Source organism: Streptomyces sp. TAA204 (assembly GCF_000424965.1).
The window spans coordinates 79,287-105,304 of record NZ_AUKW01000003.1 but is presented as its reverse complement, the minus strand read 5'-3'; the positions used below and the strand labels follow the sequence as shown (position 1 = coordinate 105,304).

The 26,018-nt window shown below is 71.8% G+C and carries 21 protein-coding genes; 9 read left to right on the top strand and 12 right to left on the bottom strand.

Annotated elements, in window-relative coordinates:
• Window positions 1–70: 70 nt before the first annotated feature.
• Genes H343_RS29125 through H343_RS0106125 form a run of 3 tightly spaced genes read left to right on the top strand, consistent with a single transcriptional unit; the run spans window position 71 to window position 2,994 of the window.
• Window positions 71–781, top strand: coding sequence for a DUF5819 family protein (locus tag H343_RS29125; protein WP_051264638.1), 711 nt, complete (start codon window positions 71–73; stop codon window positions 779–781).
• Entirely contained in the window at window positions 778–2,190 is a 1,413-nt protein-coding gene (locus tag H343_RS29120; protein WP_051264637.1) for an HTTM domain-containing protein, read from the top strand. The genes H343_RS29125 and H343_RS29120 overlap by 4 nt, the downstream gene beginning before the upstream one ends.
• Before the next feature lie 24 nt (window positions 2,191–2,214).
• Window positions 2,215–2,994 carry a TrmH family RNA methyltransferase gene (locus H343_RS0106125; RefSeq protein ID WP_028430427.1) on the top strand — a complete coding sequence of 260 codons (780 nt, stop codon included), beginning with the start codon at window positions 2,215–2,217 and terminating at the stop codon, window positions 2,992–2,994.
• A 213-nt stretch (window positions 2,995–3,207) separates the two neighbouring features.
• Here H343_RS0106125 and H343_RS0106120 read toward each other — a convergent pair whose 3' ends face one another.
• The 9 genes from H343_RS0106120 to pdhA (H343_RS0106080) form a co-directional block, all read right to left on the bottom strand.
• Window positions 3,208–3,780: a bacterial proteasome activator family protein gene (locus tag H343_RS0106120; RefSeq protein ID WP_028430426.1), complete on the bottom strand. Its 573-nt coding sequence runs from the start codon at window positions 3,778–3,780 to the stop codon at window positions 3,208–3,210.
• Window positions 3,781–3,847: 67 nt separating this feature from the next.
• Entirely contained in the window at window positions 3,848–4,744 is an 897-nt protein-coding gene (locus H343_RS0106115) for a hypothetical protein (RefSeq protein ID WP_028430425.1), read from the bottom strand.
• Window positions 4,745–4,843: 99 nt separating this feature from the next.
• Window positions 4,844–5,821, bottom strand: coding sequence for an NAD(P)H-quinone oxidoreductase (locus tag H343_RS0106110; RefSeq protein WP_028430424.1), 978 nt, complete (start codon window positions 5,819–5,821; stop codon window positions 4,844–4,846).
• A 144-nt stretch (window positions 5,822–5,965) separates the two neighbouring features.
• Window positions 5,966–7,111, bottom strand: a complete 1,146-nt coding sequence (locus H343_RS29115) for a potassium channel family protein (protein ID WP_078505074.1) — start codon at window positions 7,109–7,111, stop codon at window positions 5,966–5,968.
• A 13-nt stretch (window positions 7,112–7,124) separates the two neighbouring features.
• A complete protein-coding gene (locus H343_RS0106100; RefSeq protein WP_028430423.1) occupies window positions 7,125–8,642 on the bottom strand; it encodes a molybdopterin molybdotransferase MoeA in 1,518 nt (505 codons plus the stop codon).
• Complete coding sequence (locus H343_RS29110; protein WP_051264636.1) at window positions 8,639–9,661, bottom strand: NTP transferase domain-containing protein; 1,023 nt, start codon at window positions 9,659–9,661, stop codon at window positions 8,639–8,641. The genes H343_RS0106100 and H343_RS29110 overlap by 4 nt, the downstream gene beginning before the upstream one ends.
• A gap of 3 nt (window positions 9,662–9,664) precedes the next feature.
• Window positions 9,665–11,188, bottom strand: coding sequence for a dihydrolipoamide acetyltransferase family protein (locus tag H343_RS0106090; protein WP_028430422.1), 1,524 nt, complete (start codon window positions 11,186–11,188; stop codon window positions 9,665–9,667).
• Window positions 11,188–12,279, bottom strand: coding sequence for an alpha-ketoacid dehydrogenase subunit beta (locus tag H343_RS29105; RefSeq protein ID WP_078505072.1), 1,092 nt, complete (start codon window positions 12,277–12,279; stop codon window positions 11,188–11,190). The genes H343_RS0106090 and H343_RS29105 overlap by 1 nt, the downstream gene beginning before the upstream one ends.
• Window positions 12,279–13,445, bottom strand: a complete 1,167-nt coding sequence (pdhA, locus tag H343_RS0106080; protein WP_028430421.1) for a pyruvate dehydrogenase (acetyl-transferring) E1 component subunit alpha — start codon at window positions 13,443–13,445, stop codon at window positions 12,279–12,281. Before pdhA (H343_RS0106080) ends, H343_RS29105 begins: the two co-directional genes overlap by 1 nt.
• A 168-nt stretch (window positions 13,446–13,613) precedes the next feature.
• On the opposite strand from pdhA (H343_RS0106080), the gene H343_RS0106075 reads away from it, so the two are divergent.
• Window positions 13,614–14,159, top strand: coding sequence for an Lrp/AsnC family transcriptional regulator (locus H343_RS0106075; protein WP_028430420.1), 546 nt, complete (start codon window positions 13,614–13,616; stop codon window positions 14,157–14,159).
• A 31-nt stretch (window positions 14,160–14,190) separates the two neighbouring features.
• On the opposite strand, the gene H343_RS0106070 is transcribed toward H343_RS0106075, so the two are convergent.
• Window positions 14,191–14,784, bottom strand: coding sequence for a TetR-type transcription factor C-terminal domain-containing protein (locus H343_RS0106070; protein WP_028430419.1), 594 nt, complete (start codon window positions 14,782–14,784; stop codon window positions 14,191–14,193).
• A gap of 283 nt (window positions 14,785–15,067) precedes the next feature.
• On the opposite strand from H343_RS0106070, the gene paaN reads away from it, so the two are divergent.
• Window positions 15,068–16,822, top strand: a complete 1,755-nt coding sequence (gene paaN / locus H343_RS0106065) for a phenylacetic acid degradation protein PaaN (RefSeq protein WP_486586801.1) — start codon at window positions 15,068–15,070, stop codon at window positions 16,820–16,822.
• Between the two features lie 136 nt (window positions 16,823–16,958).
• Here paaN and H343_RS0106060 read toward each other — a convergent pair whose 3' ends face one another.
• Window positions 16,959–18,629 (bottom strand): protein kinase domain-containing protein, encoded by a 1,671-nt coding sequence (locus H343_RS0106060; RefSeq protein WP_028430417.1) that lies wholly within the window; start codon window positions 18,627–18,629, stop codon window positions 16,959–16,961.
• Between the two features lie 461 nt (window positions 18,630–19,090).
• Between H343_RS0106060 and H343_RS0106055 the strand changes: the two genes are divergently transcribed.
• Window positions 19,091–20,689 carry a protein kinase domain-containing protein gene (locus H343_RS0106055; protein WP_028430416.1) on the top strand — a complete coding sequence of 533 codons (1,599 nt, stop codon included), beginning with the start codon at window positions 19,091–19,093 and terminating at the stop codon, window positions 20,687–20,689.
• Between the two features lie 114 nt (window positions 20,690–20,803).
• Here H343_RS0106055 and H343_RS0106050 read toward each other — a convergent pair whose 3' ends face one another.
• The gene (locus H343_RS0106050) at window positions 20,804–21,475 is read right to left on the bottom strand and encodes a response regulator transcription factor (protein ID WP_028430415.1); all 672 of its coding nucleotides are present in this window, start codon (window positions 21,473–21,475) and stop codon (window positions 20,804–20,806) included.
• A 374-nt stretch (window positions 21,476–21,849) separates the two neighbouring features.
• On the opposite strand from H343_RS0106050, the gene pdhA (H343_RS0106045) reads away from it, so the two are divergent.
• From pdhA (H343_RS0106045) to H343_RS0106035, 3 genes are all read left to right on the top strand, one after another.
• Window positions 21,850–23,259 (top strand): pyruvate dehydrogenase (acetyl-transferring) E1 component subunit alpha, encoded by a 1,410-nt coding sequence (pdhA, locus tag H343_RS0106045; RefSeq protein WP_028430414.1) that lies wholly within the window; start codon window positions 21,850–21,852, stop codon window positions 23,257–23,259.
• Between the two features lie 73 nt (window positions 23,260–23,332).
• Window positions 23,333–24,298, top strand: coding sequence for an alpha-ketoacid dehydrogenase subunit beta (locus H343_RS0106040; protein ID WP_028430413.1), 966 nt, complete (start codon window positions 23,333–23,335; stop codon window positions 24,296–24,298).
• A gap of 14 nt (window positions 24,299–24,312) precedes the next feature.
• Window positions 24,313–25,863 carry a dihydrolipoamide acetyltransferase family protein gene (locus H343_RS0106035; RefSeq protein ID WP_028430412.1) on the top strand — a complete coding sequence of 517 codons (1,551 nt, stop codon included), beginning with the start codon at window positions 24,313–24,315 and terminating at the stop codon, window positions 25,861–25,863.
• Window positions 25,864–26,018 lie beyond the last annotated feature (155 nt).

The following is a 26,018-nucleotide window of genomic DNA, read 5'->3' as shown; positions in this document are numbered from 1 at the left end:
ATAGGGTGTCAAGGCTCGAATAACCTCTGAGGCCGTACTCGGCCGCATGAACGTGGGGAGCAGGGAGGGCATGGAGCCAGCAGAGCAGCAGGCGGCGCAGCCGGAGCCGGAGCCGGGGCCGCCGCCGGAGGACACGCGCACAACCGGCGTCGCTGCGCTCTCGCCCGTCGCGCGGACGGTGGTGGGGGTGTCCGCCGCGGTCGTGGCCGTGGCCGTGGCCGTCCATCTGGCGATGGTCTTCCTGCACGTCGCGCCCTCGAACACCCTCACCAAGCAGCACGGCCAGGCGGTCGACGACTACGTCTACCCCGAGTTCGAGCAGAACTGGAAGCTCTTCGCTCCCAACCCGCTGCAGCAGAACATAGCCGTGCACGCCCGCGCCCGCGTCGCCCTGGACGACGGCGGTACCCGTACCACGGGCTGGGTCAACCTCTCGGCCATGGACGGTGAGGGCATCAACCACAACATCGCCCCCAGCCACGTCCAGCAGAACGAACTGCGCCGTGCCTGGGAGTTCTTCAGCAACTCGCACGACGACAAGGGCAAGCCCGTCGGTATGCGCGGCGAACTCTCCGAGAGCTACATCAAGCGAATAGTCATGCTCCGCTTCGGACCGGAGCTCAACGGCGGCACGGTCGAACGAATCCAGGTCCGCTCGGCCACCACACCCGTCGCGCCGCCCGACTGGAGCGACGAGAAGACGGACACGAAGACCGACTACCGGGTGCAGCCCTGGTGGCAGGTCAGCAGCGCGGACCTCCCGGGGGGCTGGGACAAGTGACCGGACAGCAGCAGCCTCACGGCGACGCGGGCGCGGTTCCGTCCCCGCGCTCCGCACCCGACGCGCTCCCGGAGCCCGCGGACGCCGCCGTCCCCGCGGACGCCTCCGCCCCGCCGGACGCCTCCGCCCCCGCGCCGCCGGCGTCCCCGGACGAGCCGGGCCGGGACGGGCCCGTCGCCCGCGGCCTGGCCCGTGTCACCGGCGGTGCGCTCGCCCCGTACCAGACAGCCGTCGTGCGCGTCGGCTTCGCTCTCACGTGGCTCTTCTTCCTGCTGCGCGAAGTGCCGAACAGGCATGAGCTGTACGGGCCCGACGGCCCCTGGAGCTGGAAGCTGGCCGAGCGGCTGATCGACTCCAACCACGCCTTCACGGTGCTGCTGTGGTCCGACAGCGACCTGTGGTTCGAGTTCGTCTACCTCGTGGCCGTGGCCGCCAGCGTCGCCCTGCTGCTCGGCTGGCGCACCCGCACCGCCTCCGTACTGTTCATGATCGGTGTGCTGTCCCTGCAGAACCGCAGCGTGTTCATGGGCGACGGCGGCGACAACGTCATCCACCTGATGGCGATGTACCTCGTGCTGACCCGGTGCGGCCAGGTCTGGTCGCTGGACGCCCGGAGGGAGCGCCGCAGCGGAGCAACGCGGGCGGAGGACAGGGACACCCTGGGCATCACCCTGTGGTCCCTCTTCGGCGCCGTACTGGTGGGCGCGACCGTTCTCGGCGGGCTCAGCATGGGCTGGGCGCTGTTCTTCTGGGCACTGTGGGCAGCGCAGGCAGTGTGGCGGCTGGCCGGCCGCCACGCGCCCGGAAGCCAGACCCGGGGGGTCTGCGACATGCTGGCCAACCTCGCGCACAACGGGGCTCTGCTCGTCATCGTCGTCGAGGTCTGCCTGATCTACTCCACGGCCGGCTGGTACAAGATCCAGGGTTCCCGCTGGCAGGACGGCACCGCCGTCTACTACCCGGCGCACCTGGACTACTTCTCCCCCTGGCCGGAGCTGAACATCATCCTCGCGGGCAGCGGTCTCATCACCCTGCTGATCACCTACGGAACAGTCGCGGTGCAGGTCGCCTTCCCCTTCGCGCTGTTCAACCGCCGCGCCAAGAACGTGCTGCTCGCCGCCATGATCACCGAGCATCTCAGCATCGCGGTGCTGCTCGGTCTGCCGTTCTTCTCGATGGCGATGGTCGCGGCGGACGCGGTCTTCCTGCCCACCGTCGCGCTGATGTGGCTGGGCGCGCGGTTCTCGGGAGGACGGAACCGGCTGCTCGCGCGGCTGGGCCGCAAGGGGCGCGGGAAGGACGCGGACGAGGCTGAGGACGCTGACGAGGACGCAGGCGGGGACGGCCGACGTGCAGTCCCTCCAGCACCTCCGCGCCGGCACAGCGGGGACGGTGTGTCCGTACCCTGACGGCATGACCGTACGGCTGACGGCGTGAGCGCCGGGGAGGACGCCGCGGCGCTGCTGCGGCAGTGGCGTGAACACGCCGCCGGCAGTGTGCTGCTGGACGGCTTCCACGCGCTCAAGCACGCCCTGCGCTTCGAGGCGCGGGTGCCGCTCGCCCTGACTGCGGACCGCGGGGCGGCGCTCGCCCTCTCGCGTGAGCTCGCCCCCGATCTCACCGGCGAGCTGCACGGACTGCTGCGCGAGGTGCCCGGCCAAGCGCTGCACGACCTGGTGCCGAGGCCCCACCCGACCGGCGTCGCGGCTCTCGCCGTACGGGGCAGCGGGCGCGCGGGCCGCTCCCTGGTGACGGAGGGCCCGGGACGGGCCGGGGCCCGCGGGGCACCGGTGATCGTGCTCGACAATCCGCGCCACCTGGGCAACGTGGGAGCGGTGATCCGGCTCGCCGCGGGGGCGGGAGCCGCGGGCGTCCTGACGACCGGCACGGTAGACCCGTGGCATCCCAACGTGGTCCGGGCGAGCGCAGGACTGCACTTCGCCACGGCGGTCGAGCAGTGCGATCCGGAGGCTCTGCCGCGCGGCCCTCTCTACGCGCTCGACCCCGACGGCGAGGACATCCGCACGCTCACCCTGCCGGACAGTGCGCTGATCGCCTTCGGCTCGGAACGGCACGGCCTGTCCGCCGAGTTGCGGGAGCGGGCCGGCCGGCTGGTGGCGCTGCCGATGCAGCCCCAGGTCAGCAGCTACAACCTGGCCACCAGTGTCGCGATGACGCTGTACCACTGGATGGCGGGCCGGCCGGGCCCCTGAGCGCCGGCGGCACGCGGGACGGCTGAGGGCGCCGCCCGCCCGTCCGCGGCAGGCGGCTCCACCCGCGGTCGGTGGCCCTGCTCGCGGGCAGCGGTCCGTCCGCGCGTCCCGGGCGCGCGTCACATGCGTCCGTGTGTCACGTGTCCCGGGCGTCGGTGCGGACAGTCCGCACCGAGGGCGGAGTGCTGTCCGCCCGTCCGGACGGCGTGCGGGTCACAGGTACGGGCCGCCTGAGCGGGGCGGACTGCCGGGCTCCTCGTCACCGAGCGTGCCGTGCTCGGGGAGCACCCCCGGAGGCAGCGCCCTGCGCATCTGCTCGAGCTGCGCGCGCGCCGCCATCTGCTGCGCGAAGAGGGCGGTCTGGATGCCGTGGAAGAGACCTTCCAGCCAGCCCACGAGCTGGGCCTGGGCGATGCGCAGTTCGGCGTCGCTCGGCACGGACTCCTCGGTGAAGGGGAGCGAGAGCCGCTCCAGTTCCTCGATCAGCTCGGGCGCGAGGCCGTCCTCCAGCTCCTTGATGGAGCTGGTGTGGATCTCCTTGAGCCGGACGCGGCTCGCCTCGTCCAGAGGGGCCGACTTCACCTCTTCGAGCAGCTGCTTGATCATGCTGCCGATGCGCATGACCTTCGCGGGCTGCTCGACCATCTCCGTGATGGGAACGTCGCCCTGCTCGTCGCCCTCGCCGTCACCGGCCTTGGAGTCGGCACTGCCGAGAGCCATGCCGTCCGGTCCGACGACCAGGACGTGCTGGTTCTCGCGTTGCCGTTCGTTGCTCGGCTGTGTCATGACACCCATTCTGCACGCATGCCCAGGGCACCTGTCGGCCGAGTCCCGTCCGCCGTTCGCAGGAGCGTCAGCCGCGGCGCAACCGGACGGCGAGCAGGGCGAATCCCAGGCCGATCAGGGTCATGCCCGCGCCGAGCGGGAGCACCGGCGAGACGTAGGAGGTGGCGGCGGTGGCGGGGGGACGCCCCGGCCCGGCTGCGGAGTCCCGTTCCTGCGGATCGGGTGCGTAGAGATCGTGTGTGCCGAGGATGCCCCCAGCGTCGTCCGCGACGCTCCGGTCGTCACGGGCACCGCCGTCCGTGCCGCTGTCCGTGCCGCTGTCCGTGCCGCTGTGGGGAACGCCGTGGGGGCCCTCCGCGTGCTCCGCCGCACCGGGGGGCGCGTGCGCGGAGGGGGAAGGCCACGGGCGGTGCGGCTGGTGCCGGGGTGCTTCCGGAGCGCGCCCGCCGGGCGTCCGCTGCCTGCTGTCCCGGTTCCGCTCGTGGCCCCGCTCCTGCTCGCGGCCCGGCTCGTGCTTGTGGCCGGTGTGGCGCTCGTGGCCGGGGACGTCCACCTCGTGCCGCGTGTGCCGGCCGCCCTGCTCGGTGTGTCCGGTGTGTCCGGCGTGCTGGGCGCGCGCGGCCCTGCTCTCACCTTCGCCCGGGGGCGTGGAGGGGCGTGAAGTGCCCTTGCTCTTTGATGACTTCTCCCCCGTACGGAGTCCGGCTGCCGGCACCCGGACGGTGACGCCCGCGGAACTGGTCGTGATCACCCGTACCGGGAGGGCGCCGTCCTCGCGGTACGGTTCCCGCTCGCCCGGGGCCGCGACGGCCGTGGCGGCGTGCTGTTGGAGACCGGACGGCTCACTCGGCTCGTCGAGGTCCGCGTCGGGGCCGGGGGCCGCGGCGGTGAGGGTCGCGACCAGCAGGGCGGCCACCCAGGGCAGCCGAGCGGTCGCATGGAGTGTGTGGCGTCTGTGCCGCACGGCAGAGACCCTCCCATTGCGGATTGTCCAATAATGCAATCAGCGTTACATAATTGGACAAATACGGCATCTGGAAAGGTCCCTGCCGGCACCCGCTGCCTACGTCGTCAGGAGGATCTTCCCGACGTGGCTGCTCTCCTCCAGCGCCCGGTGCGCGTCCGAGGCACGGCTCATCGGCAGTGTGCTGTCGACGACCGGCCGCACCCTGCCGTCCGCCAGCAGCGGCCATACGTGTTCACGCACCGCCGCGACGATCGCCGCCTTCTCCGCCGCCGGACGTGCCCGCAGCGAAGTGGCCGTCACAGCGGCCCGCTTGGACAGCAGCGCGGCGAGGTTCAACTCGCCCTTGCGTCCGCCCTGCAGGCCGATGACGGCGAGACGGCCGTTGACCGCGAGGGCCTTGATGTTCTGCTCCAGGTACTTGGCGCCGATGATGTCGAGGATGACGTCGGCACCCGCGCCGTCCGTCGCCGCGCGCACCTCCTCGACGAAGTCCTGCTCGCGGTAGTTGATCAGCACGTCGGCACCGAGTTCCGCGCACCGCTCCAGCTTCTCCTTGCTGCCCGCGGTGACCGCGACCCGCGCGCCCACAGCCTTCGCGAGCTGGACGGCCATGGTGCCGATACCGCTGCCGCCGCCGTGCACGAGCAGTGTCTCGCCGGGACGGAGGTGGGCGACCATGAAGACGTTCGACCAGACGGTGCAGGTCACTTCGGGCAGCGACGCGGCCGTCGTCAGGTCGATGCCGTCCGGGACGGGCAGGAGCTGGCCGGTCGGTACGACGGTCTGCTCCGCGTACCCGCCGCCGCTGAGGAGCGCGCACACCTCGTCGCCGACGGACCATGTGCTCACACCCGGGCCGAGTGCGGCGATCCGCCCCGAGCACTCCAGGCCGGGGTACGGAGAGGCGCCGGGCGGCGGATCGTAGAAGCCCTGACGCTGGAGGAGGTCGGCGCGGTTGACCGCGCCGGCGGCGACCTCGACGAGCACCTCGCCCTCGCCGGGCTCGGGGACGGGGACCTCTGCCCAGACCAGGGCGTCGGGTCCACCGGGTTCGGGGACGGTGACCGCGTGCATCGTGGAGTTGGACGTAGCCATGGGGCCGACGCTACTCCCAGGCCGCCGCGCTGCGGCACCGCCCCGCACTCCCGTCCTGGTACTGGCCGGTACGCCGCCAGGACTCAACTCCCGCCGCTCCGGCGGTTGCCCGGCCGCGCAGCCTCAGCCGCCGTTGCGGTCGCCCCGCCAGAACCCCACGCCCCTGGGTCCGCCCGGCCGCCCCGGACCGCCCGGCCCCGCCGGACCTCCCTGGCCGCCGTACGCCGCGTCCTTGCCGCCCGGAACCCCTTCCGCCGGGTGCGGAGCCGCCGCCCGGTGGATCACCACGACACGGTCGGTGGACTCCAGCGGCTCGGCCTGCGGGTCGTCGTATCCCAGCAGCCGGTGGCCCCGTACGACAGTGACCACCAGCTCCTTGCACTCTCTCGGGGAGAGACCCACCTCGGCCTTGGTGACGGGACGTTCGTTGAGACTGAGCCCCGACCCCTGCTGGATCAGGTCCTCCATGACCGAGCTCGCGTTGGGGCTGAGCACGGACAGGCCGAGGAGGCGGCCGGCGGCGCTCGCGCTGGTGATCACGGAGTCGGCGCCGGACTGCCGCAGCAGGGGCACGTTCTCCTCCTCCCGTACCGCTGCGACGATCTTGAGACGGGAGTTGAGCTGGCGCGCGGTGAGAGTGACCAGCACCGCGGTGTCGTCGCGCTGCGTCGCGATCACGATCTGCTTGGCACGCCGCACCTCGGCGCGGGCGAGGACGTCGCTGCGGGTGGCGTCACCGACCACGCTCACGTATCCCTCGTCGTTCGCGGCCTTGGCCACGTGGTGGTTCGGATCGATGACCACTATCCGGTCCCGGCGTACGCCGGTGGACAGCAGCGTCTGTGCGGCCGAGCGTCCCTTTGTGCCGAAACCGACGACGACGGTGTGGTCACGCAACTTGGACCTCCAGCGGGCCAGGAGCCACTGCTCGCGCGTGCGGTCCGTGAGCGCCTCGAGCGTGGTGCCGATGAGGATGATCAGGAAGAGGATGCGGAGCGGAGTGACGAGGAGGATGTTCGCCATCCGCGCGCCCTCGGTGACCGGGGCGATGTCGCCGTAACCGGTGGTCGAGAGCGTGACTGTCGTGTAGTACACGCAGTCGAGGAAGGAGACGCTGTCGTCCGCGCTGTCGCTGTAGTCCCCGCGGTCGATGTAGACGATCATGACGGTGGTCGCCAGCACCAGGAGCGCCGCGAGGAGCCGCCGTCCGACCTGGAGTTGGGGGCTGACCTCGGAGCGAGGAAGCAGGATGCGGTACTGATCCTTCACGCGCGTGAGTTCCTCACCAGGTGAACCAGGGGAGAGGCAGCACCTGAACACCGGTGCCGGAGGCGGCACCGCCGGGTGGAATGACGGCCAGGGCGGTGGCGGTGGCGATACCGCGGAGCATGGCGGGTCCGTTGTAGTGGAGGGGACGGGCCGACGACTTGGCTGGAGAGTACGTGACCGGCACCAGCCGGGTGTCGCGGGGGTGTCCGGGCACCTCGTCCGTGAGTGACACCACCGGGTCCTGCGCGGCGGGGCTGTCGGCGAGAGTGCGTATCAGCGGCGCCGCGAGCGTCACCACACCGGAGAGCGCCGCCAGCGGGTTGCCGGGCAGACCGACGAGGAACGGGCCCTCTCCCGACCCGTCGCGGCGGCGCCCTCCGGGCAGCCGGGCCAGCAGCATGGGATGGCCGGGCCGGACGCGTACGCCCTCGATGAGCAGGCGCGCACCGACGCGGGCCAGCGTGGGACGCAGATGGTCGACCGGCCCGTGCGCCGTGCCGCCGGTGGTGACGAGGAGGTCGGCCGTGGTCGTGGCCACCGCCTCGTGCAGGGCCTCCGCGTCGTCGCCGAGCCGTCTGGTGACCAGGACGTCCGCGCCGAGCGCGGCGAGCCACGGCTCCAGCATCGGGCCCAGGGCGTCCCTGATGCGGCCGCCGTGGGGCACGCCCCGGTGCAGCAACTCGTCGCCCAGTACGAGAACTTCCGCGCGCGGACGCCTGGTGACGGTCAGCCGGTCGTAGCCCGCGGCGGCGGCGAGCCCGAGGACGGCGGGGGTGACCGGCGTGCCGGTGGGCAGCAGCCGGTCGCCGGAGCGGCACTCCTGGCCGCGGGGGCGGATGTCCGCGCCGGGCTGGGGGTGCCGTGTCGCCCGCAGGCGGCTTCCGGCGATTTCGCCGTACTCGGAGCGCAGCACCGCGCTCGTGCCCGGAGGCACGCGGGCGCCGGTGGCGATGCGGACGGCCTGCCCGTCGGGAAGCGTGCGGGGTTCGCGGCGGTCGCCCGCGAGGATGCCCCGGCTCTCCGTGTCCTCCGCCGGCTCCCAGGGGCCGGGTCCGGAGACGGCCCAGCCGTCCATGGCGGAGGAGTCGAAGGAGGGCAGGTCCGTGAGGGCGTCGAGCGGGGCGTCGAGGGTGTGGTGCAGGGCCTGGGCCAGGGGGAGGACGTGCGAGGGCAGGGGAGCGGCGGTGCGGGCGGCGACCGTACGGGCGTCGGACCAGGGGAGATCATGGACGTGGGCGTCGCCGCCGGGGGCCGCGGCGGCACTGCCGGCGCCGGCAGAGCCGTGCGTGTCGCCCCCGCCGCCCGTGCCGTCCCCGTGGGTGGCCGCTCTGGCGTCGTACGGTCCGGAGCCGGTGCCCGGCCGTGGGCGCGGCGTTCCGCCCTTCCCCGTGGCAGAGCCGGAGCCGGCACCCGTGGCCGCGCCCTCGTCCGGGCGCCGGCCGCTGCCCCGGGGGGTCGCGCCGCCCGCCCGCCCATGGGCGGAACCGTTGGCCAGGGCGATCGCCTCGTCGAGTTCGTCGGCGCCGCTCATCGTCCGCCGTCCTGCCCCCCTCCGGGCTCCTGGGACTGCGCCTCCTCGGCCCAACGGGCGGCAAGCCGGGCGGCCTTGGCTGCCGCTTCCGCGACGTCCTCGGGGCTGCCACCACGTGTGGCCGCCGCGTAGCCCACGAGGAAGGTGGTCAGCGGCGCGGCGGGGCGGGTCACGCCGTGTGCCGCGTCGCGTGCCAGGTCGAGGAGCGTGGAGTTGTCGACGTCGAGGTCGATGCCGAGTTCGGCCTTGGCCGCGGTCATCCATTCGTCCAGCACGGTGTCATGCTCCCTGATTCGTGCCCTCGCGGCGGCGACGTCGTCCCAGGTGTCGCAGTCGAGGGCGTCGGACGCGGCCGGGTGACGCCCGGCGGCGATGCTGATGCGACGAAGTCTCAGCTCAGGAAGGAGAAGCCGCAAGGGGAGCCCGGTCAGGCGTCCGTACTCGGTGTGCAGGAGCGCCAGTTCGCGGCGCAGCGGTTCGGTGCGGTAAGCGGCGAGCAGCGGCTGGTCGCGGCCGTCGTTGACCAGTGCGCCCTCGTTGCCCTTGCCGTCCCCGTCTGTGTCCCCGGCTCTGTCCCCGTCTGTGTCCCCGTTTCCGTTTCCGTCCGCTTCCCCGTCGGTCTCCGCGTCCGCGTCGGCGGGTGTCTCCTCCGCCGCGGCGAGCAGGGCGCGGACGGTCTCCCCGCGCAGGAAGGGCAGATCCGCCGAGAGGACGAGCACCACCTCGGCGGTGGTGCGGCGAAGCCCGGCGTCGAGTGCCGCCAGCGGACCTCCGCCCTGCGGCTCCTCACGGACCCACACCACGGGGCGGTGCGTCGGTCTGCGCGGGCCGACGACGACCGTGGTGGCGGCGCCCGCGCACGCGGAAAGCACGCGGTCGAGCAGGGACCGGCCGCCCACGGTGAGGGCCGGTTTGTCGGCGCCGCCCAGGCGCCGGGCGCCGCCGCCCGCCAGGACGACGGCGTCGTGCGCGTACTCGCGGCCGGGCGGTCGGCGGCCTTGCCGGTCTTCGGGTCTCACGCCCTAGAGGGTACGGAGCAGCACCGCGGGTTGTTCCACGCAGTCCGCGACATGGCGCAGGAAGCCTCCCGCGGTGCCGCCGTCGCACACCCGGTGGTCGAAGGTGAACGAAAGCTGCACCACGCTCCGGACGGCGAGCTGTCCCTCGACCACCCACGGCTTCTCCGCGATCCGGCCCACACCGAGCATCGCCGCCTCGGGATGGTTGATGATCGGGGTCGAGCCGTCGACCCCGAACACCCCGTAGTTGTTGAGGGTGAAGGTCCCACCGGTCATCTCGCGCGGCGTCAGTGTCCCTGTACGGGCGCACTCCGTGAGCCTGGCCAGCTCCTCGCCGAGCCGGGTCGCGTCGAGCGTGTGCGCGTCCCGGACGACCGGGACCACCAGTCCCCTCGGGGTCTGCGCGGCGAAGCCGAGGTGCACCTGCGGATGCTGCACCACCTCGCGGGCGTCGGTGTCCACCGTCGAGTTCAGCTCGGGGAAGTGGGACAGCGCGGATGTACAGATGCGGGCGAGGAGGGCGAGGAGCGAGATCTTGGGGCCGCTGTGCGCGTTCATCGCCCGGCGTGCGGCGAGCAGCTCCGTCGCGTCCGCGTCCACCCAGCAGGTCGCGTCGGGGATCTCCCGGCGGCTGCGGGAGAGCTTGTCGGCCGCGGTGCCGCGGAAACCGGTCAGCGGAACGCGGGTGGGCGACTGGGCGGAGGGCCGCGCGGTCTGCTGTGCCGCTGGTCCGGAGGCGACGGGGCCGGGGGTGACCGCGCCGGGGGCGGTCTTGCCGGCGGCCGTCCCGGGCAGGGCCGCCCCGGGGAGCGCGGCCTCGTTCCGGGAGCGGGCCGCGCGTTCCACGTCCGCACGCAGGATGAGGCCGTCGGGACCGGAGCCCGTGACGGCGCGCAGGTCGAGTTCGTACTCGCGGGCGAGCCGTCGCACGAGGGGGGAGATCACCGCCACCGGCCCGGAGGGGCCGTTGTGCGGGGTGGCCGGGGGACCGGGCGTTCCCGCCGGAGCCGGGCGGGCCGCCGCGCTCTCGCCGTGCCCCGCGCCCGGAGTCAGCCGGAAGCCGTCGAGCGGGCGTGTGCGGCGGCGGCGCCCCGGTGAGCCGCCGGTGCCGTAGCCGACCAGGACATTGCCGGAACTGTCCGCCCGCTCCTCACCGGCGGCGGTCGCGGTCTTCGCCGCGCCGGACCGCGCCGGTGCGGCGTGGCCGCGGGAGTTCCCGCCGGCCGTCTCCTGCGCCGTCCCGTCCGCAGTGGTCTCAGCGGGCTGCTCCGCATCCTCGGACGCTCCCACAGCGACCGTCAGCAGCGGGGCGCCGACGGGGATCTCCGCGCCCTCCTCACCGCAGCGCGCGGTGACCACGCCGCCGTAGGGACAGGGCACGTCGACCAGGGCCTTGGCCGTCTCCACCTCGATGACGGGCTGGTCCACCGCCACCACATCGCCGACGGCGACCATCCACCGCACGATCGTGGCCTCGGTCAGTCCTTCGCCCAGGTCGGGCAGGCTGAACTCGCGTACCGAAGTCATCAGCGACCGCCCCTCTCGTCCCGGTCCGAGCGCCAGTCGCTCTCCCACTGGAGCCGGGAGACCGCGTCCAGCACCCGGTCCACATCGGGAAGATGATGCCGCTCCAGCATCGGCGGCGGATAGGGGATGTCGAAGCCGGAGACACGCAGCACCGGCGCCTCCAGGTGGTGGAAGCAGCGCTCGCTCACGCGGGCCGCCAGCTCACCGCCCGGTCCGCCGAAGCCGGCCGACTCGTGGACGACCACGGCGCGGCCCGTGCGCCGCACGGACTCCACGACGGTCTCCTCGTCGAAGGGCACGAGCGACCGCAGGTCGATGACCTCCAGGTCCCAGCCCTCGTCACGGGCCGCCGCCTCCGCGGCCTCCATGCAGACCGGCAGCGAGGGCCCGTAGGTGAGGAGCGTCGCCGAGGTGCCGGGACGCCGCACCAGTGCCCGCCCGATCTCCGGCACGGCCTCCGGCTGCTCCGGTGACCAGTCCGCCTTGCCCCAGTACAGCCGCTTGGGCTCCAGGAAGATCACCGGGTCGTCGCTCGCGATGGAGCGGCGCAGCAGGCCGTAGGCGTCCGCCACGGTCGCCGGTGTGACGACGTGCAGGCCGGGGGTGGCCATGTAGTACGCCTCGGAGGAGTCGCTGTGGTGCTCGACTCCTCCGATGCCGCCGCCGTAGGGCACCCGGACCGTGATCGGCATGGGCAGCGCTCCGCGCGTGCGGTTGCGCATCCGTGAGATGTGCGAGATCAGCTGCTCGAAGCCCGGGTACGCGAAAGCGTCGAACTGCATCTCGACGACCGGCCGCATCCCGTACATCGCCATGCCCACCGCCGTACCGAGAATCCCGGCCTCGGCCAGCGGGGTGTCGGTGCAGCGCTCCTCGCCGAACCTCGCCGTCAGCCCGTCGGTGATCCGGAAGACGCCGCCGAGCCTGCCGACGTCCTCGCCGAAGACGTGGACGTCCGGGTCCTCGGCGAGTGCGTCGTGCAGGGCCCGGTTGAGCGCCTGCGCCATCGTGGCGGGTTTGCGGGCGGTCTCCCGCGGTGGATGTGTGCCTGCCGCGCCGGTCTCCACCGACGTGCCCGTCGCCGTGCTCATCAGGCCGTCTCCCCCGTCCTCGCCGTGTCTTCCCGGCCTGCGCCCGCCTCGTCCTCCGCCGCTTCGAGCTCGGCCTGCAGCTGCTGCGCCTGCTGCTGCAACTGTGTGGTCCGCCGCGCGTAGACGTGGTCGAAGAGGTCCATCGGGTGCAGCGCGGGGTCCTGGTGCATCCGCTCGCGGAGGTCGCGTGCCATGCGCTCGGCCGCCTCACCTGCCTCCCGTACGCCGGTGTCGTCCAGCAGGTCGCGCGAGCGCAGCTCGCGCTCCATCAGCGTGACCGGGTCGTGTTCGCGCCAGGCGGTGACTTCGGCCGCTTCGCGGTAGCGGGTCGCGTCGTCGGCGTTCGTGTGGGCGTCGAGGCGGTACGTCACCGCCTCCACCAGGGACGGGCCCTCGCCGCGGCGGGCACGCTCGACCGCCTCGCCGAGCACCTGGTGCATGGCCGCAGCGTCGTTGCCGTCGACGAGCCTGCCCGGCATGCCGTAACCCACCGCCTTGTGGGCGAGGCTGGGCGCCGCCGTCTGCTTCGCCAGCGGTACGGAGATCGCGAAGCCGTTGTTCTGCACGAGGAAGACGACCGGGGCCTGCCATACGGCGGCGAAGTTCAGCGCCTCGTGGAAGTCGCCCTCGCTGGTACCGCCGTCCCCCACCATGGCGAGGGCGACCACCTCGTCGCCCTTGAGCCGGGCGGCGTGTGCCAGCCCGACGGCGTGCGGGAGCTGCGTGGCGAGCGGTGTGCTCAGGGGGGCGACGCGGGTCGCCCGCGGGTCGTATCCGCTGTGCCAGTCCCCGCGCAGCAGCGAGAGCACCGCCACCGGGTCCAGGCCGCGGGCGACGGCGGCGAGCGTGTCGCGGTAGCTGGGGAAGAGCCAGTCCTGTTCGCGGAGGCAGAGGGCCGCTGCGATCTCCGCTGCCTCCTGGCCGGTGGAGGAGGGGTAGACGGCGAGGCGGCCCTGCTTCGTCAGCGCCGTCGCCTGCTCGTTGAACCGGCGGCCGCTCACGAGCCGGCCGTACAGCTCCCGGAGAAGCCCGCCGTCCAGCTCCGCGCCGGTGCCCAGCAGCCTGTGCGGCTCCTGGTCCGGCAGCAGGGGTGCCGGGTCACGGCGGGGGCGCCAGGCGGGGGGCGGTGCGGGATGGTATGCGCCGGACTGCTCTAGGACCGTCATGTCGAGCACCTCCTCGTGGGGGGCTGCTGGGGCCGGAAGCGAGTGGCTTCCCTACCGATTGTTCGGTCGCCGGCACGTTTTGGCTACAGGCGGCCCCAGCCTGTGGACAACTTGAGCGCTGATGCGTTCGATGGGTGCAGAACGTCCATCGAGGGGAGGCCGCGGGGCATGCCGGACGGACAGATTGCCGATTCGGCCGGCGACTCCGAGGGCCTCGGCGGTCCGGGCCCGCGCCACACCTACGACGAAGCAGACGCGCGCCCTCCCGCCCGCCCGCTCGATCCCGTCGACAGGGACATCCTGCGCCTGCTGCGCGCGGACGGCCGTCTGTCCGTCCGCGCGCTCGCCGAGCAGGTGCACATCTCACGTGCCAACGCCTACGCCCGCATCAACCGACTGGTGGACGACGGGGTGATACGGGGCTTCAGCGCCCGGATCGACGAGGAGCGCGCGGGGCAGGGGGCCTCGGCCTACATCACGCTCAAGATCGTGCAGGACTCCTGGCGCAGTGTCCGCGAGAAGTTGCTGCAACTGCCGGGGGCCGCGCACATGGCGCTCGTCAGCGGGGACTTCGACGTCCTGCTGCTGGTGCACACGGCGGACAACCGGTCGCTGAGGGACCTGGTGCTGACCAGGATCCAGGCGATCCCGGAGGTCATCAGCACACGCACGCTGCTGGTCTTCGAGGAGACCGACCTCGAACCGGAGATCTGAGCCGCGCGCGGCCGCGTCCGGGCCGGGGAGGTCAGTTGCGCAGACCGGAGAAGGCGGTGCGCACGACGGCCTCGGCGACCTCCTCGCTGCTGGCCGAGCCGCCGCGGCCCGCGCGCCCCGGCCGGTACCACTCCACGATGGAGTTGATCATTCCGAAGAGCAGCCGGGTCGCCAGCCGCACGTCCACGTCGGCGCGCAGGTCGCCGTCCGCGGCGGCCTGCTTGAGCAGCTCCGAGACCCGCTGGTCGAACTCGCGGCGGCGTGCCATGGCCCACCGCTCGGTGTCGGTGTTGCCGCGCACGCGCAGCAGCAGGGTCACGTACGGCAGCTCCGTCATCAGCACCTCGACCGTGCGGCGGGTGACGTGTTCCAGCCGGTCGATCGCGCGCCCCTCGCGGGACCGCGGTTCGTCCAGGACGCCGAAGAGGCCGTTGAGCGCGCGGCTTATCGCGCGGCGCAGCAGCTCCTCCTTGCCCCGTACGTGGTGGTAGATCGAGGACTTGGAGATGCCCGCGGCCTGTGACAGGTGCTCCATGGAGGTGCCGTCGTAGCCGCGCTCGATGAACACCTCCACGGCGACCTTGAGCAGCGAATCGGGCGTGTAGGTGTCGCGCTTGGCCGGCATGCCGCCGATGCTATCCACGTTATCCACAGCCTTCCGGTCCCCCTTGCCCCGACCGATCGTTCGGTAGCAGTATCTACCTGTCGCCGGAAGCCCGACAGCCCGTGCACCGCGTACAGCCCCCGCTACCCCGGTGTTGTGCACGAGCCGCAGGACCGGCGGGCCGGGCTCGTTCAGCGAGTCCAGCGAGTCCGGCGAGTTCAGTGACCTGAGCAAGATCCGCACAGCGCCAGCCACCCACCACCCACTCACCCAGCCACCCAGCTCGACGAGGAGTTGGTCGTTCGTGACCGCACCTGTGACCGCATCCGTGACCACGGCCGGCAGCGCTCCGCTCTCCGCGGCCCAACTGGTCGAGAGGCACCGCCCCACGCTCGACCGGGCCCTGGAGGTGATCCGCAGCCGGGAGTACTGGTCGCCGCACCCGGAGCACCCCAAGGCGTACGGCGGCGAGTCGGGCGCGGCCGGCTCGCTGAGCGCCGGGCAGGGCCAGGCCGCCTTCGACGCCCTGCGCGGCAGCCGCTTCGAGATCGAGGGGCAGCCCGGCACGACCGGTCCGGAGAGCGGCTGGGTGTCGAGTGAAGTCTCGCCCTACGGGCTGGAGATGGGCATCGAGTATCCCCGCCCCGATCTGGACGTGCTGCTCCCCGCGATGCGTGAGGCGATGCCGGCCTGGCGCGCGGCGGGCCCGGAGACGCGGGCCGCGGTGTGCCTGGAGATCCTGGCCCGTATCAGCGCCCGTACGCACGAGTTCGCGCACGCGGTGATGCACACCAGCGGGCAGGCGTTCATGATGGCCTTCCAGGCGGGCGGGCCGCACGCCCAGGACCGCGGCATGGAGGCGGTGGCCTACGCCTACGAGGAGCAGGTCCGCACCCCCGCGGCGGCCGACTGGTCCAAGCCGCAGGGCAAGCGCGACCCGCTCGACCTCAGCAAGCACTTCACCCCCGTGGGCAGGGGCATCTCCCTGCTCGTCGGATGCAACACCTTCCCCACCTGGAACGGCTATCCGGGCTTCTTCGCCTCCCTCGCCACGGGTAATCCGGTGCTGGTCAAGCCGCATCCGCGTGCGGTGCTGCCGCTTGCGCTGACGGTGCGCATCGCCCGTGAGGTGCTCTCCGAGGCGGGGTTCGAGGCGAACCTGGTCGCGCTGGCCGCCGAGCGGGAGGGCGAAGGCATCGCCAAGGAACTGGCTGTGCGGCCCGAGATCCGCATCATCGACTACACCGGCTCGACGGCCTTCGGGGACTGGCTGGAGAGCAACGCCCGCCAGGCCCGTGTCTTCACCGAGAAGGCCGGGGTCAACACGGTGATCGTCGACTCCACCGACGACTACAGGGGCATGCTGGGCAATCTGGCCTTCTCCCTCTCGCTCTACAGCGGCCAGATGTGCACCACGCCGCAGAACCTGCTCATCCCCCGGGGTGGTATCTCCACGGACGCGGGGGAGAAGTCCTACGACGAGGTGGTCGCCGATCTGGCCACCGCCGTGGAGAAGCTGCTCGGCGACGACGCGCGGGCCAACGCCGTCCTCGGTGCCATCGTCAGCCAACAGGTGCGTGAGCGCGTCGAGTCGGCGCCCTCGCTGGGCGAAGTCGCCCTGGCCTCACGCTCGGTCGAACACCCCGACTTCCCCGGCGCGACGGTGCGTACGCCCGTCATCCTCAAGCTGGAGGCCGCCAAGCCGGAGGCGGAGTCCGTCTGTCTCTCGGAGTGCTTCGGGCCGGTCTCCTTCGCCGTCGCTGTCGAGTCCACGGCGGACGCGGTGGCCCTGCTGCGGCGCACCGTGCGGGAGAAGGGCGCGATGACGGTGGGCGCGTACACGACCTCGCCGGAGGCCGAGCGGATGATCGAGGACGCCTGCCTGGAGGAGTGCGCGCAGCTCTCGCTCAATCTCACGGGCGGGGTGTACGTCAACCAGACCGCGGCCTTCTCGGACTTCCACGGCTCCGGCGGCAACCCCGCGGCCAACGCGGCCCTGTGCGACGGTGCGTTCGTCTCCGACCGCTTCCGCACGGTGGAGGTGCGCAGGCCGGCCTGACGGGGCCACGCGGCCGGAGGCGCTGACCACCGGTGCTGGTCACCGTGCTGGTCACCGGTGCTGGTCATCGGTGACCAGCACACAGCAGGAGGGCGCCCCCACGCGTCGCGTGTGGGCGCCCTCCTGCCGGGCGTCGTCAGTCGCCGGGCTTGCCTGTGGAGACCGTCAGTTCGATCTCGTCCTTCTTGGGGTCGAAGGAGTCGATGCCGTCGGGGGACTGCTCCAGGACCATGTTCTTGCCCCAGATGTTCTCGTCCTCGTACGAGACGTCACCGAGCTTCCAGCCGGCCTCCCGGATGCACTCCTTCACCGACGAGAGGTTCTTGTAGGTGAAGTCCGGCAGGATCTTCTTGCCCTTGTCGGAGTAGCTGTCGGAAGCGTTCTCGCACCGGGTGGACTCGATCGTCTTCGACTTGTCCTCGGGCTTGAAGTCGCCTTCCTCTTCCTCGCCCCCGCCCGATTCCGTGCCGGGCTCGGCCGATCCCTCGGTCGCGGACGGGGTCGGCTTGGTCACCGGCGTCTTCTTCTCGTCCCCGCCCTGAACCACCACGAGCGTGACGATCACCGCGACCACCACGACGACCGCCGCGATCACCGAACCGACGATCACGCCGGTGTTGTTCTTCCCCCCGCCGTTGCCTGACGGAGTCGGGGAGAGCGTGTACGGCGGCGGCGTGTGCGCACCGCCCTGCTGGGCGCCGTAGGGCCCGCCGTGGCCGTACTGCCCCATCGGGGTGTGGCTCGGCGGCGGCGGGGTGGAAGGCCCGAAGCCGCCGAACTGCTGCTGGTAGGGCTGCTGGGCGCTGTTGGGCGGCGGGGTGCCCGCCTCGTTGACCGGCGGGAAGACCGCCTGGCCGACTCCGGCACCGCTCTGCGCGGCGGGCCCGCCGGCGACGATGACCGGGGTGGCGCCCGAGGCCGCGCCGGTGCCGCCGATGCGGGAGCACTCCTCGTGCATCATCTCTGCCGACGGGAAACGCTCGTTGGGGTTCTTCTTCAGCGTCCGCGCCACGAGCGCGTCTACGGCGGGCGGCACCGTCTGATTGATCGAGGAGGGCCGCGGCGGCTCCTCCTGCACATGCGCGTACGCGATGGCGAGGGGGGAGTCCGCGTCGAAGGGGAGCCGGCCGGTCAGCAGTTCGAAGAGCATGATGCCGACCGAGTAGAGGTCGGAGCGGGCGTCCACACCGCGCCCCAGCGCCTGTTCCGGCGAGAGGTACTGCGGGGTGCCGACGACCATGCCGGTCTGTGTCATCGACGTCACACCGGACTGCATGGCGCGTGCGATGCCGAAGTCCATGACCTTGACCACGCCGCGCTTGGTGATCATCACGTTTCCGGGCTTGATGTCCCGGTGCACCAGGCCCATTTCGTGACTGACCTCGAGGGCTGCCAGCACATCGCCGGTGATCTTCATGGCCTTCTCGGTGGGCATCGCGCCGTACTGCGCGATGTCCTCGTCCAGTACGTTGCGCAGGGGTTTGCCCTCGACGTACTCCATGACTATGTAGGGCACGAGCGCGCCGTCGATCTCGTCCTCGCCGGAGTCGAAGACCGAGACGATGTTGGTGTGCGTGAGCTTGGCGACGGACTGGGCCTCGCGCCGGAAGCGTTCACGGAAGGACTGCTCGCGGCCGAGTTCGGTGTGCAGCGTCTTCACCGCGACGCGGCGGTCGAGCACGGAGTCGTAGGCGAGGTAGACCGATGCCATGCCGCCGGCCCCGAGCAGGCTCTGCAACTGGAAGCGTCCGCCTCCGACCGTACGGCCCACATACTGCGCGGCTGACTGTCCGCCGTCGTCGCTCATCTGACTGCTTCCCCCTCGGCGGCACGCCCCCGCGCAGATGTCTTCAGGGGCAGTTTCCGGCCCCGCAGATCCGGTGGTTCCGGGATCTCACTGATCCCGATTCTCGCCCAAGTCTGCCGGAGGGCTCCCCCACGTCAAGTTCAGTGCCCGTTCCGTAACCGGATGCGCAAGCTCTTGCCACAACTGTTCCGACATCGGTGCGGCGCTGCTCTTGCGCTCAGTGCGGTCCGTCACAGCGGCAGCGGGCGCGAACCGCGTGCCGGGCGCCGCCCGCCTGCGAATTTGCCAGCCGGGTACCGCAGCCGATTTGATGGCTGTTCCCCGTCCCGCCCATGCAACTCTCCGAGCCTGTAGCCTCCGAAGCGGAGCGGGGCGTCCCCGGCGCGAGCCAGGGTGGGCCGGATGTCAGGGGAGTACGCACCCGCGCGACCCACGGCATTACCGACTCACGGCGAGGACCAATGGCACAGACGCAGGCCGGCGGGGGTCCACCGGACCCCGACGCCGTGGGCGGCTCCATGGCCGATTCGCCGGAGTTCTGGGGCAACAACGGACTCGTCGGCGACGGCCGCTACCGCCTCTCGTACCGCCTCGGACGCGGCGGCATGGCAGAGGTCTTCGCGGCCGAGGACCTCCGTCTCGGCCGTACGGTCGCGGTCAAGCTCCTGCGCTCCGATCTCGCCGAGGACCCGGTCTCCAAGGCCCGCTTCACGCGTGAGGCGCAGTCCGTGGCCGGCCTCAACCACCACTCCGTCGTCGCGGTCTACGACTCCGGCGAGGACATGATGGGCGGCAACCTCACGCCGTACATCGTGATGGAGCTGGTCGAGGGCCGCACGATCCGCGACCTCCTGCTGAACGCCGAAGCGCCCCCGCCCGACCAGGCGCTGATCATCGTCTCCGGTGTGCTGGAGGCCCTGGCCTACAGCCACCAGCACGGCATCGTGCACCGTGACATCAAGCCGGCCAACGTCATCATCACCAACACCGGCGCGGTCAAGGTGATGGACTTCGGCATCGCGCGCGCCCTGCACGGGGCCTCCAACACCATGACGCAGACCGGCATGGTCATGGGCACCCCGCAGTACCTCTCCCCCGAGCAGGCCCTCGGTAAGACCGTCGACATCCGCTCGGACCTGTACGCCACCGGCTGCCTGCTCTACGAACTCCTCGCCCTCCGCCCGCCGTTCACCGGTGAGACCCCGCTCTCGGTCGTCTACCAGCACGTACAGGACGAGGCGGTGCTGCCGTCCGAGGTCTCGGACAACGTGCCGCCGGAGCTGGACGGTCTGGTGATGCGGGCGCTGGCGAAGGACCCGGACGACCGGTTCCAGAGCGCGGAGGAGATGCGCGGCCTGGCGCAGTACGGGCTGCAGATGCTGCACGAGCAGGGCGGCCACACCGGCGGGCTGTGGAACACGGGCCCCGTCGCGCACGCGGGCGGCGCCACTCCGGCCATGGGCGTCCCGGGTGCCGACGCACGCCGGCACCCCGGGCACGGCGACACCTCGCAGTTCGCGCCGCCGATGCTGATGGGCCGTCCCGACCGGGACGACGGCGGCTTCGACGGCGGACCGCGCGGCGACGACAGGCGCCGGGGCAACGGTGTCAAGTACGCCCTCGTCGCCTTCCTCGCCGTGATGGCCGTCGCGGCGGGCATCTACCTGGCGGGCCCCTTCGGCGGGGACAACGGGAACAACGACGTCAAGCCGGACTCCTCGACCTCGGAGCCGAAGGATGAGGAGACCACCGAAGAGCCCTCGGTGACGCCGACCGAGACCGAGGAGGAGCCGGGCTCCAGCACCGGCGACACCGGTGACGTCACTCCGTCCCAGACGCCTTCGCAGACTCCGAGCGAGACCGAGACCACCCCGTCGGAGGAACCGAGCGGCACTCCGACAGAGACCAGCTCGGGCGGCAGTGGCGGGACCAGCAGCGGCGGTTCGTCCGGCGGCAGCAGTCCTCCGGACGACCCGCCCTCGGAGGACACATCCGGCGGAGACCAGGGCGGCGGCGAGAACGGCGCCACCACCTCCGGCGGGGGCGAAGCCGAGGACTGAGCGGTCCGCAGGGTGCGGGCGGCGTCAACGCCCTGCGTCCGGACCCGGGACGCAGGGCGTGTGCCGTCCTGAGGGCGGCACGCCCTGCCGCCCCTGCTCACTCCGCCGCCGGGCTCACTCCGCGGGCTCCTCGCGTGCCGCCTGCCTCCGCGCGAGGTAGGCGGCCGCCTGCGTCCTGCGCTCCATTCCCAGCTTCGCCAGGAGCTGGGACACATAGTTCTTGATCGTCTTCTCGGCCAGGTTCAGCTCGTCCCCGATGGCCCTGTTGGTCATCCCTTCGGCGATCAGGTCGAGGATTCGGCGCTCCTGGTCCGTGAGGGCGTTGAGGGGGTCGTCCGTACGGCGCGCGGCACCGTCCCGCAGCCGCTCCACCGCGCGCCGCGCGGCGGCCGGATCCAGCATCACCCGCCCCGCGGCCGCCTCCCGCACGGCGTTCTGCAGTTCCTTGCCGCGGATGCCCTTCAGCACGTAGCCGGCCGCGCCCGCCATCACGGCGTGCAGGAGTGCCTCCTCGTCCGGGAAGGAGGTGAGGATCAGGCAGGCGATGTCCTGGTCGCGTGAGCGCAGTTCCCGGCAGACCTCGATGCCGCTGCCGTCGGGGAGCCGTACGTCGAGCACGGCCACGTCGGGCCCGGCCTCGGGGATGCGTTCGAGGGCTTCGGAGGCGCTGTCCGTCTCGCCGATCACCTCGATGTCGGGTTCCGCCGACAGCAACTCGTGCACACCCCTGCGGATGACCTCGTGGTCGTCGAGGAGGAAGACGCTGATATGCCTGCTTTCTTCCATTTTTTCAGTCTCACACACTGGTCCCCGCTCCGCCCTTCCCGCATTCCGCAGCCGCGGGATACCGTGCAGGGGTCCACGAGGCCCCTGAGGCCGTGACCAGTGATGTCCCTGATTCTCCGGCTCGTTCGGACCACCGGCTGGCTTAGTTGGAAATCCGAGCAAAGTTGCAGGTCAGGGCAGTTTCATGCATGTATGGAGACTTGGGCACGGCTGCATCGGGCCTCGACCGAGTTTTCAAGTCACCGCTCGGTCACCGTCCGTGACGCACCCACCCCGTGCGCCGTACGGGACCGGGCGAGCCTCCCTCCGCCCGAGGGGCGGGGGATCCCCAGGCCACCCGGCGACCCCGGAGGCCGGACAGAAGAGGAGCACACGTGACCGTGGAGAGCACTGCCGCGCGCAGCAAACCGCGCCGCAGCAGCACCGGAGGCAAGGGCGCCGGCAAGAGGACGCCGTCCGCGCAGAACGGGGCCGGCGGTACGGCCGCTGCGGCAGCCGCGCCGGGTGCGGAGCGCAAGACGCCCAAGGCCGCCAAGACCGCCAAGGCGGCGAAGCCCGCCAAGACCGCCAAGGCCGCCAAGACGGCCGAGGCAGGACGGGCGTCCGGGACGGCGGCGGCGCGCAAGCAGCCCGCGAAGACGCGGACGGCGGGGAAGCCGGGCGGCACGCGAAAGGCCCGTCCTTCCGCGCAGCAGGCCGAGGCCACCGGCACGGAGCTCGTGCAGCTGCTGACCCCCGAGGGCGAGCGGGTGGAGCACCCGGACTACGCCATCGACCTCTCCGCCGAGGAACTGCGCGGCCTCTACCGCGACATGGTGCTGACCCGGCGCTTCGACGCCGAGGCGACCTCCCTCCAGCGGCAGGGCGAACTGGGCCTGTGGGCCTCGCTGCTGGGCCAGGAGGCCGCGCAGATCGGCTCCGGGCGGGCGCTGCGTGACGACGACTACGTCTTCCCCACCTACCGCGAGCACGGCGTCGCCTGGTGCCGCGGAGTGGACCCGACCAAGCTCCTCGGCATGTTCCGGGGTGTGAACAACGGCGGCTGGGACCCCGCGAGCAACAACTTCCACCTCTACACGATCGTCATCGGCTCCCAGGTGCTGCACGCCACGGGCTACGGCATGGGCATCAACCTGGACGGCGCCGACTCCGCCGTCATCGCCTACTTCGGCGACGGCGCGTCCTCGCAGGGCGACGTGGCCGAGGCGTTCACCTTCTCCGCGGTCTACAACGCGCCCGTCGTCTTCTTCTGCCAGAACAACCAGTGGGCGATCTCCGAGCCCGCCGAACGCCAGTCGCGGGTCCCTCTCTACCAGCGCGCGAGGGGCTACGGCTTCCCCGGTGTACGGGTCGACGGCAACGACGTGCTGGCCTGTCTCGCCGTCACGCGTGCCGCCGTGGAGCGGGCCCGGGGCGGCGAAGGCCCCATGCTGGTCGAGGCGTTCACGTACCGGATGGGCGCGCACACCACCTCCGACGACCCCACCCGCTACCGTCAGGACGAGGAGCGTGCGGAGTGGGAGGCCAAGGACCCCATCGCCCGGCTGCGCGCGTATCTGGAGAAGGACGGGCTGGCGGAACCGGAGTTCTTCGCCGCCCTCGAGGAGGAGAGCGAGGCCATGGGCAAGCATGTGCGGGAAGCCATCCGCACCATGCCCGACCCCGACACCATGGCGATCTTCGAGAACGTCTACGCGGACGGGCACGCGCTGGTCGACGAGGAGCGCGCTCAGTTCGCCGAGTATCTGGAGTCCTTCGCCGAGTCCGCCGAGGAGGGCCGCTGACATGGCCGCCGCCGCTTCCACCGCCGCTCCCGCCGCCGCTTCCTCCGGCGGGACGGGCCCGGACGTACGCAAGATGCCCATCGCCAAGGCGCTCAACAACGCGCTGCGCACGTCGATGGAGAACGACCCGAAGGTCCTGATCATGGGGGAGGACGTCGGCAAGCTCGGCGGTGTCTTCCGCATCACCGACGGTCTGCAGAAGGACTTCGGGGAGCAGCGGGTCATCGACACCCCGCTGGCCGAGTCCGGCATCGTCGGTACCGCGATCGGGCTCGCGCTGCGGGGCTACCGTCCGGTCGTGGAGATCCAGTTCGACGGTTTCGTCTTCCCGGCGTACGACCAGATCGTCACGCAGCTCGCGAAGATGCACGCGCGCGCCCTGGGCAAGATCAAGCTCCCGGTCGTCATCCGTATCCCCTACGCGGGCGGCATCGGCGCCGTCGAGCACCACAGCGAGTCGCCGGAGGCACTGTTCGCGCATGTGGCCGGGCTCAAGTGCGTCTCGCCGTCGAACTCCTCGGACGCCTTCTGGATGATGCGCCAGGCCATCGAGAGCGACGACCCCGTCATCTTCTTCGAGCCCAAGCGCCGCTACTGGGACAAGGGCGAGGTGGACGTCTCCGCCATTCCGGCTCCCCTGCACGCCGCCCGGGTCGCCCGGCAGGGCAGCGACGTCACACTCGCGGCCTACGGGCCGATGGTGAAGACCTGCCTGGAGGCGGCGACAGCTGCGCAGGAGGAGGGGCACTCCCTCGAAGTGGTCGACATGCGCTCCATGTCGCCGATCGACTTCGACACTCTCCAGAAGTCCGTGGAGAAAACCGGCAGGCTTGTGGTGGTGCATGAGGCCCCCGTCTTCCTGGGAACGGGTTCGGAGGTGGCCGCCAGGATCACCGAGAGGTGCTTCTACCACCTGGAGGCTCCGGTGCTGCGCGTGGGCGGGTTCCACGCGCCGTATCCGCCGGCCCGGCTGGAGGACGAGTACCTTCCGGGTCTGGACAGGGTGCTCGATGCCGTCGACCGCGCGCTGGCGTACTGAGGAGAGTCGTGACGATGACTGAGAGCGCGACCCGTATCCGTGAGTTCAAGATGCCCGATGTGGGCGAGGGGCTCACGGAGGCAGAGATCCTCAAGTGGTACGTCCAGGCCGGTGACACGGTCGCGGACGGCCAGGTCGTCTGCGAGGTCGAGACGGCCAAGGCCGCCGTCGAACTTCCCATCCCGTTCAACGGCTCCGTGCACGAGCTGCGCTTCACCGAAGGCACCACGGTGGACGTCGGTACAGCGATCATCTCCGTGGACACCGATCCGTCCGCGGGGCCGCTGGGCGGCGCCGGCGGCACACAGGCGGAGGCCGAGGCGCCCGCCGCGCCGCCTGCCGCGCCGCCCTCCGCCGGGGACGCGCCCGCGGGTGAGGGTGAGAAGCGGCAGCCCGTGCTCGTCGGCTACGGCGTCGCCGAGTCGCCGACCCGGCGGCGGCCGCGCAAGCAGCCCGGCGCACAGGGCGGCGGAGGCGCGGGCGTGGGCACCGCGGGCGCGGCCGGTGCACCGCGGGAGTCTGCGCCGGCCTCCGTGCAGGAGGCCGTGCAGCGGGAGTTGAACGGCCACGGGGAGCCGTCAGCCGTCACCGACGTCACCGGCGTCACGCCGAACGGCCTGCCCACAGGATCGCGGCCGCTGGCCAAGCCGCCGGTCCGCAAGCTCGCCAAGGACCTGGGCATCGACCTGACGTCGGTGATACCGACCGGCCCCGAGGGCGTCATCACGCGCGAGGACGTGCACGCCGCGGCCGCGCCCGCCCCGTCCGTCCCCGCGCCCGCCGCTCCGCCGCGGCAGCCCTCGTCGCCCGGGGTGACGCCGGGCGAGTCGGCCGGTGCAGAGGCGGTGGCCGGCGGTGCGGAGACCCGTGAGACCAGGGTGCCGGTGCGCGGCGTACGCAAGGCCACGGCGCAGGCCATGGTCAACAGTGCGTTTACGGCGCCGCACGTCACGGAGTTCGTCACCGTGGACGTGACGCGGACGATGAAGCTCGTGCGGGAGCTGAAGCAGGACCCTGACATGCAGGGGCTGCGGGTCAATCCGCTGCTGCTGGTCGCCAAGGCGTTCCTGGTCGCCCTGCGCCGTCACCCGGAGGCCAACGCCTCCTGGGACGAGGCGAACGGGGAGATCGTCCAGAAGGGTTACGTCAATCTGGGTATCGCCGCGGCCACACCGCGCGGTCTGATCGTCCCCAACATCAAGGACGCCCAGGCCAGGACCCTTCCCGAACTGGCGGAGGCACTCGGGGAGTTGGTGGCCACGGCCCGTGAGGGCAAGACCAGCCCGGCTGCGATGCAGGGCGGCACGGTCACGATCACCAACGTCGGCGTCTTCGGTGTCGACACCGGCACGCCCATCCTCAACCCCGGGGAGTCGGCGATCCTCGCCTTCGGCCAGGTGCGTCAGCAGCCGTGGGTGCACAAGGGCAAGGTCAAGCCGCGTGACGTGACGACTCTCGCGCTCTCCTTCGACCACCGCCTGGTGGACGGGGAGTTGGGATCGAAGGTGCTCGCGGACGTCGCGGCGGTGCTGGAGCACCCGAAGCGTCTGATGACCTGGACCTGATGACCCGGACCTGATGACCGGACCTGAAGACCCGGGCCCGTCGGCCTGAAGGACCCATGGACTGACAGGACCCATGGGCTGACGGCCGGCGTGTCCAAGACGTCCGCGATGCCGGGCATCTCCCTCACCGGGAGGTGCCCGGCACTCGTGTGCGC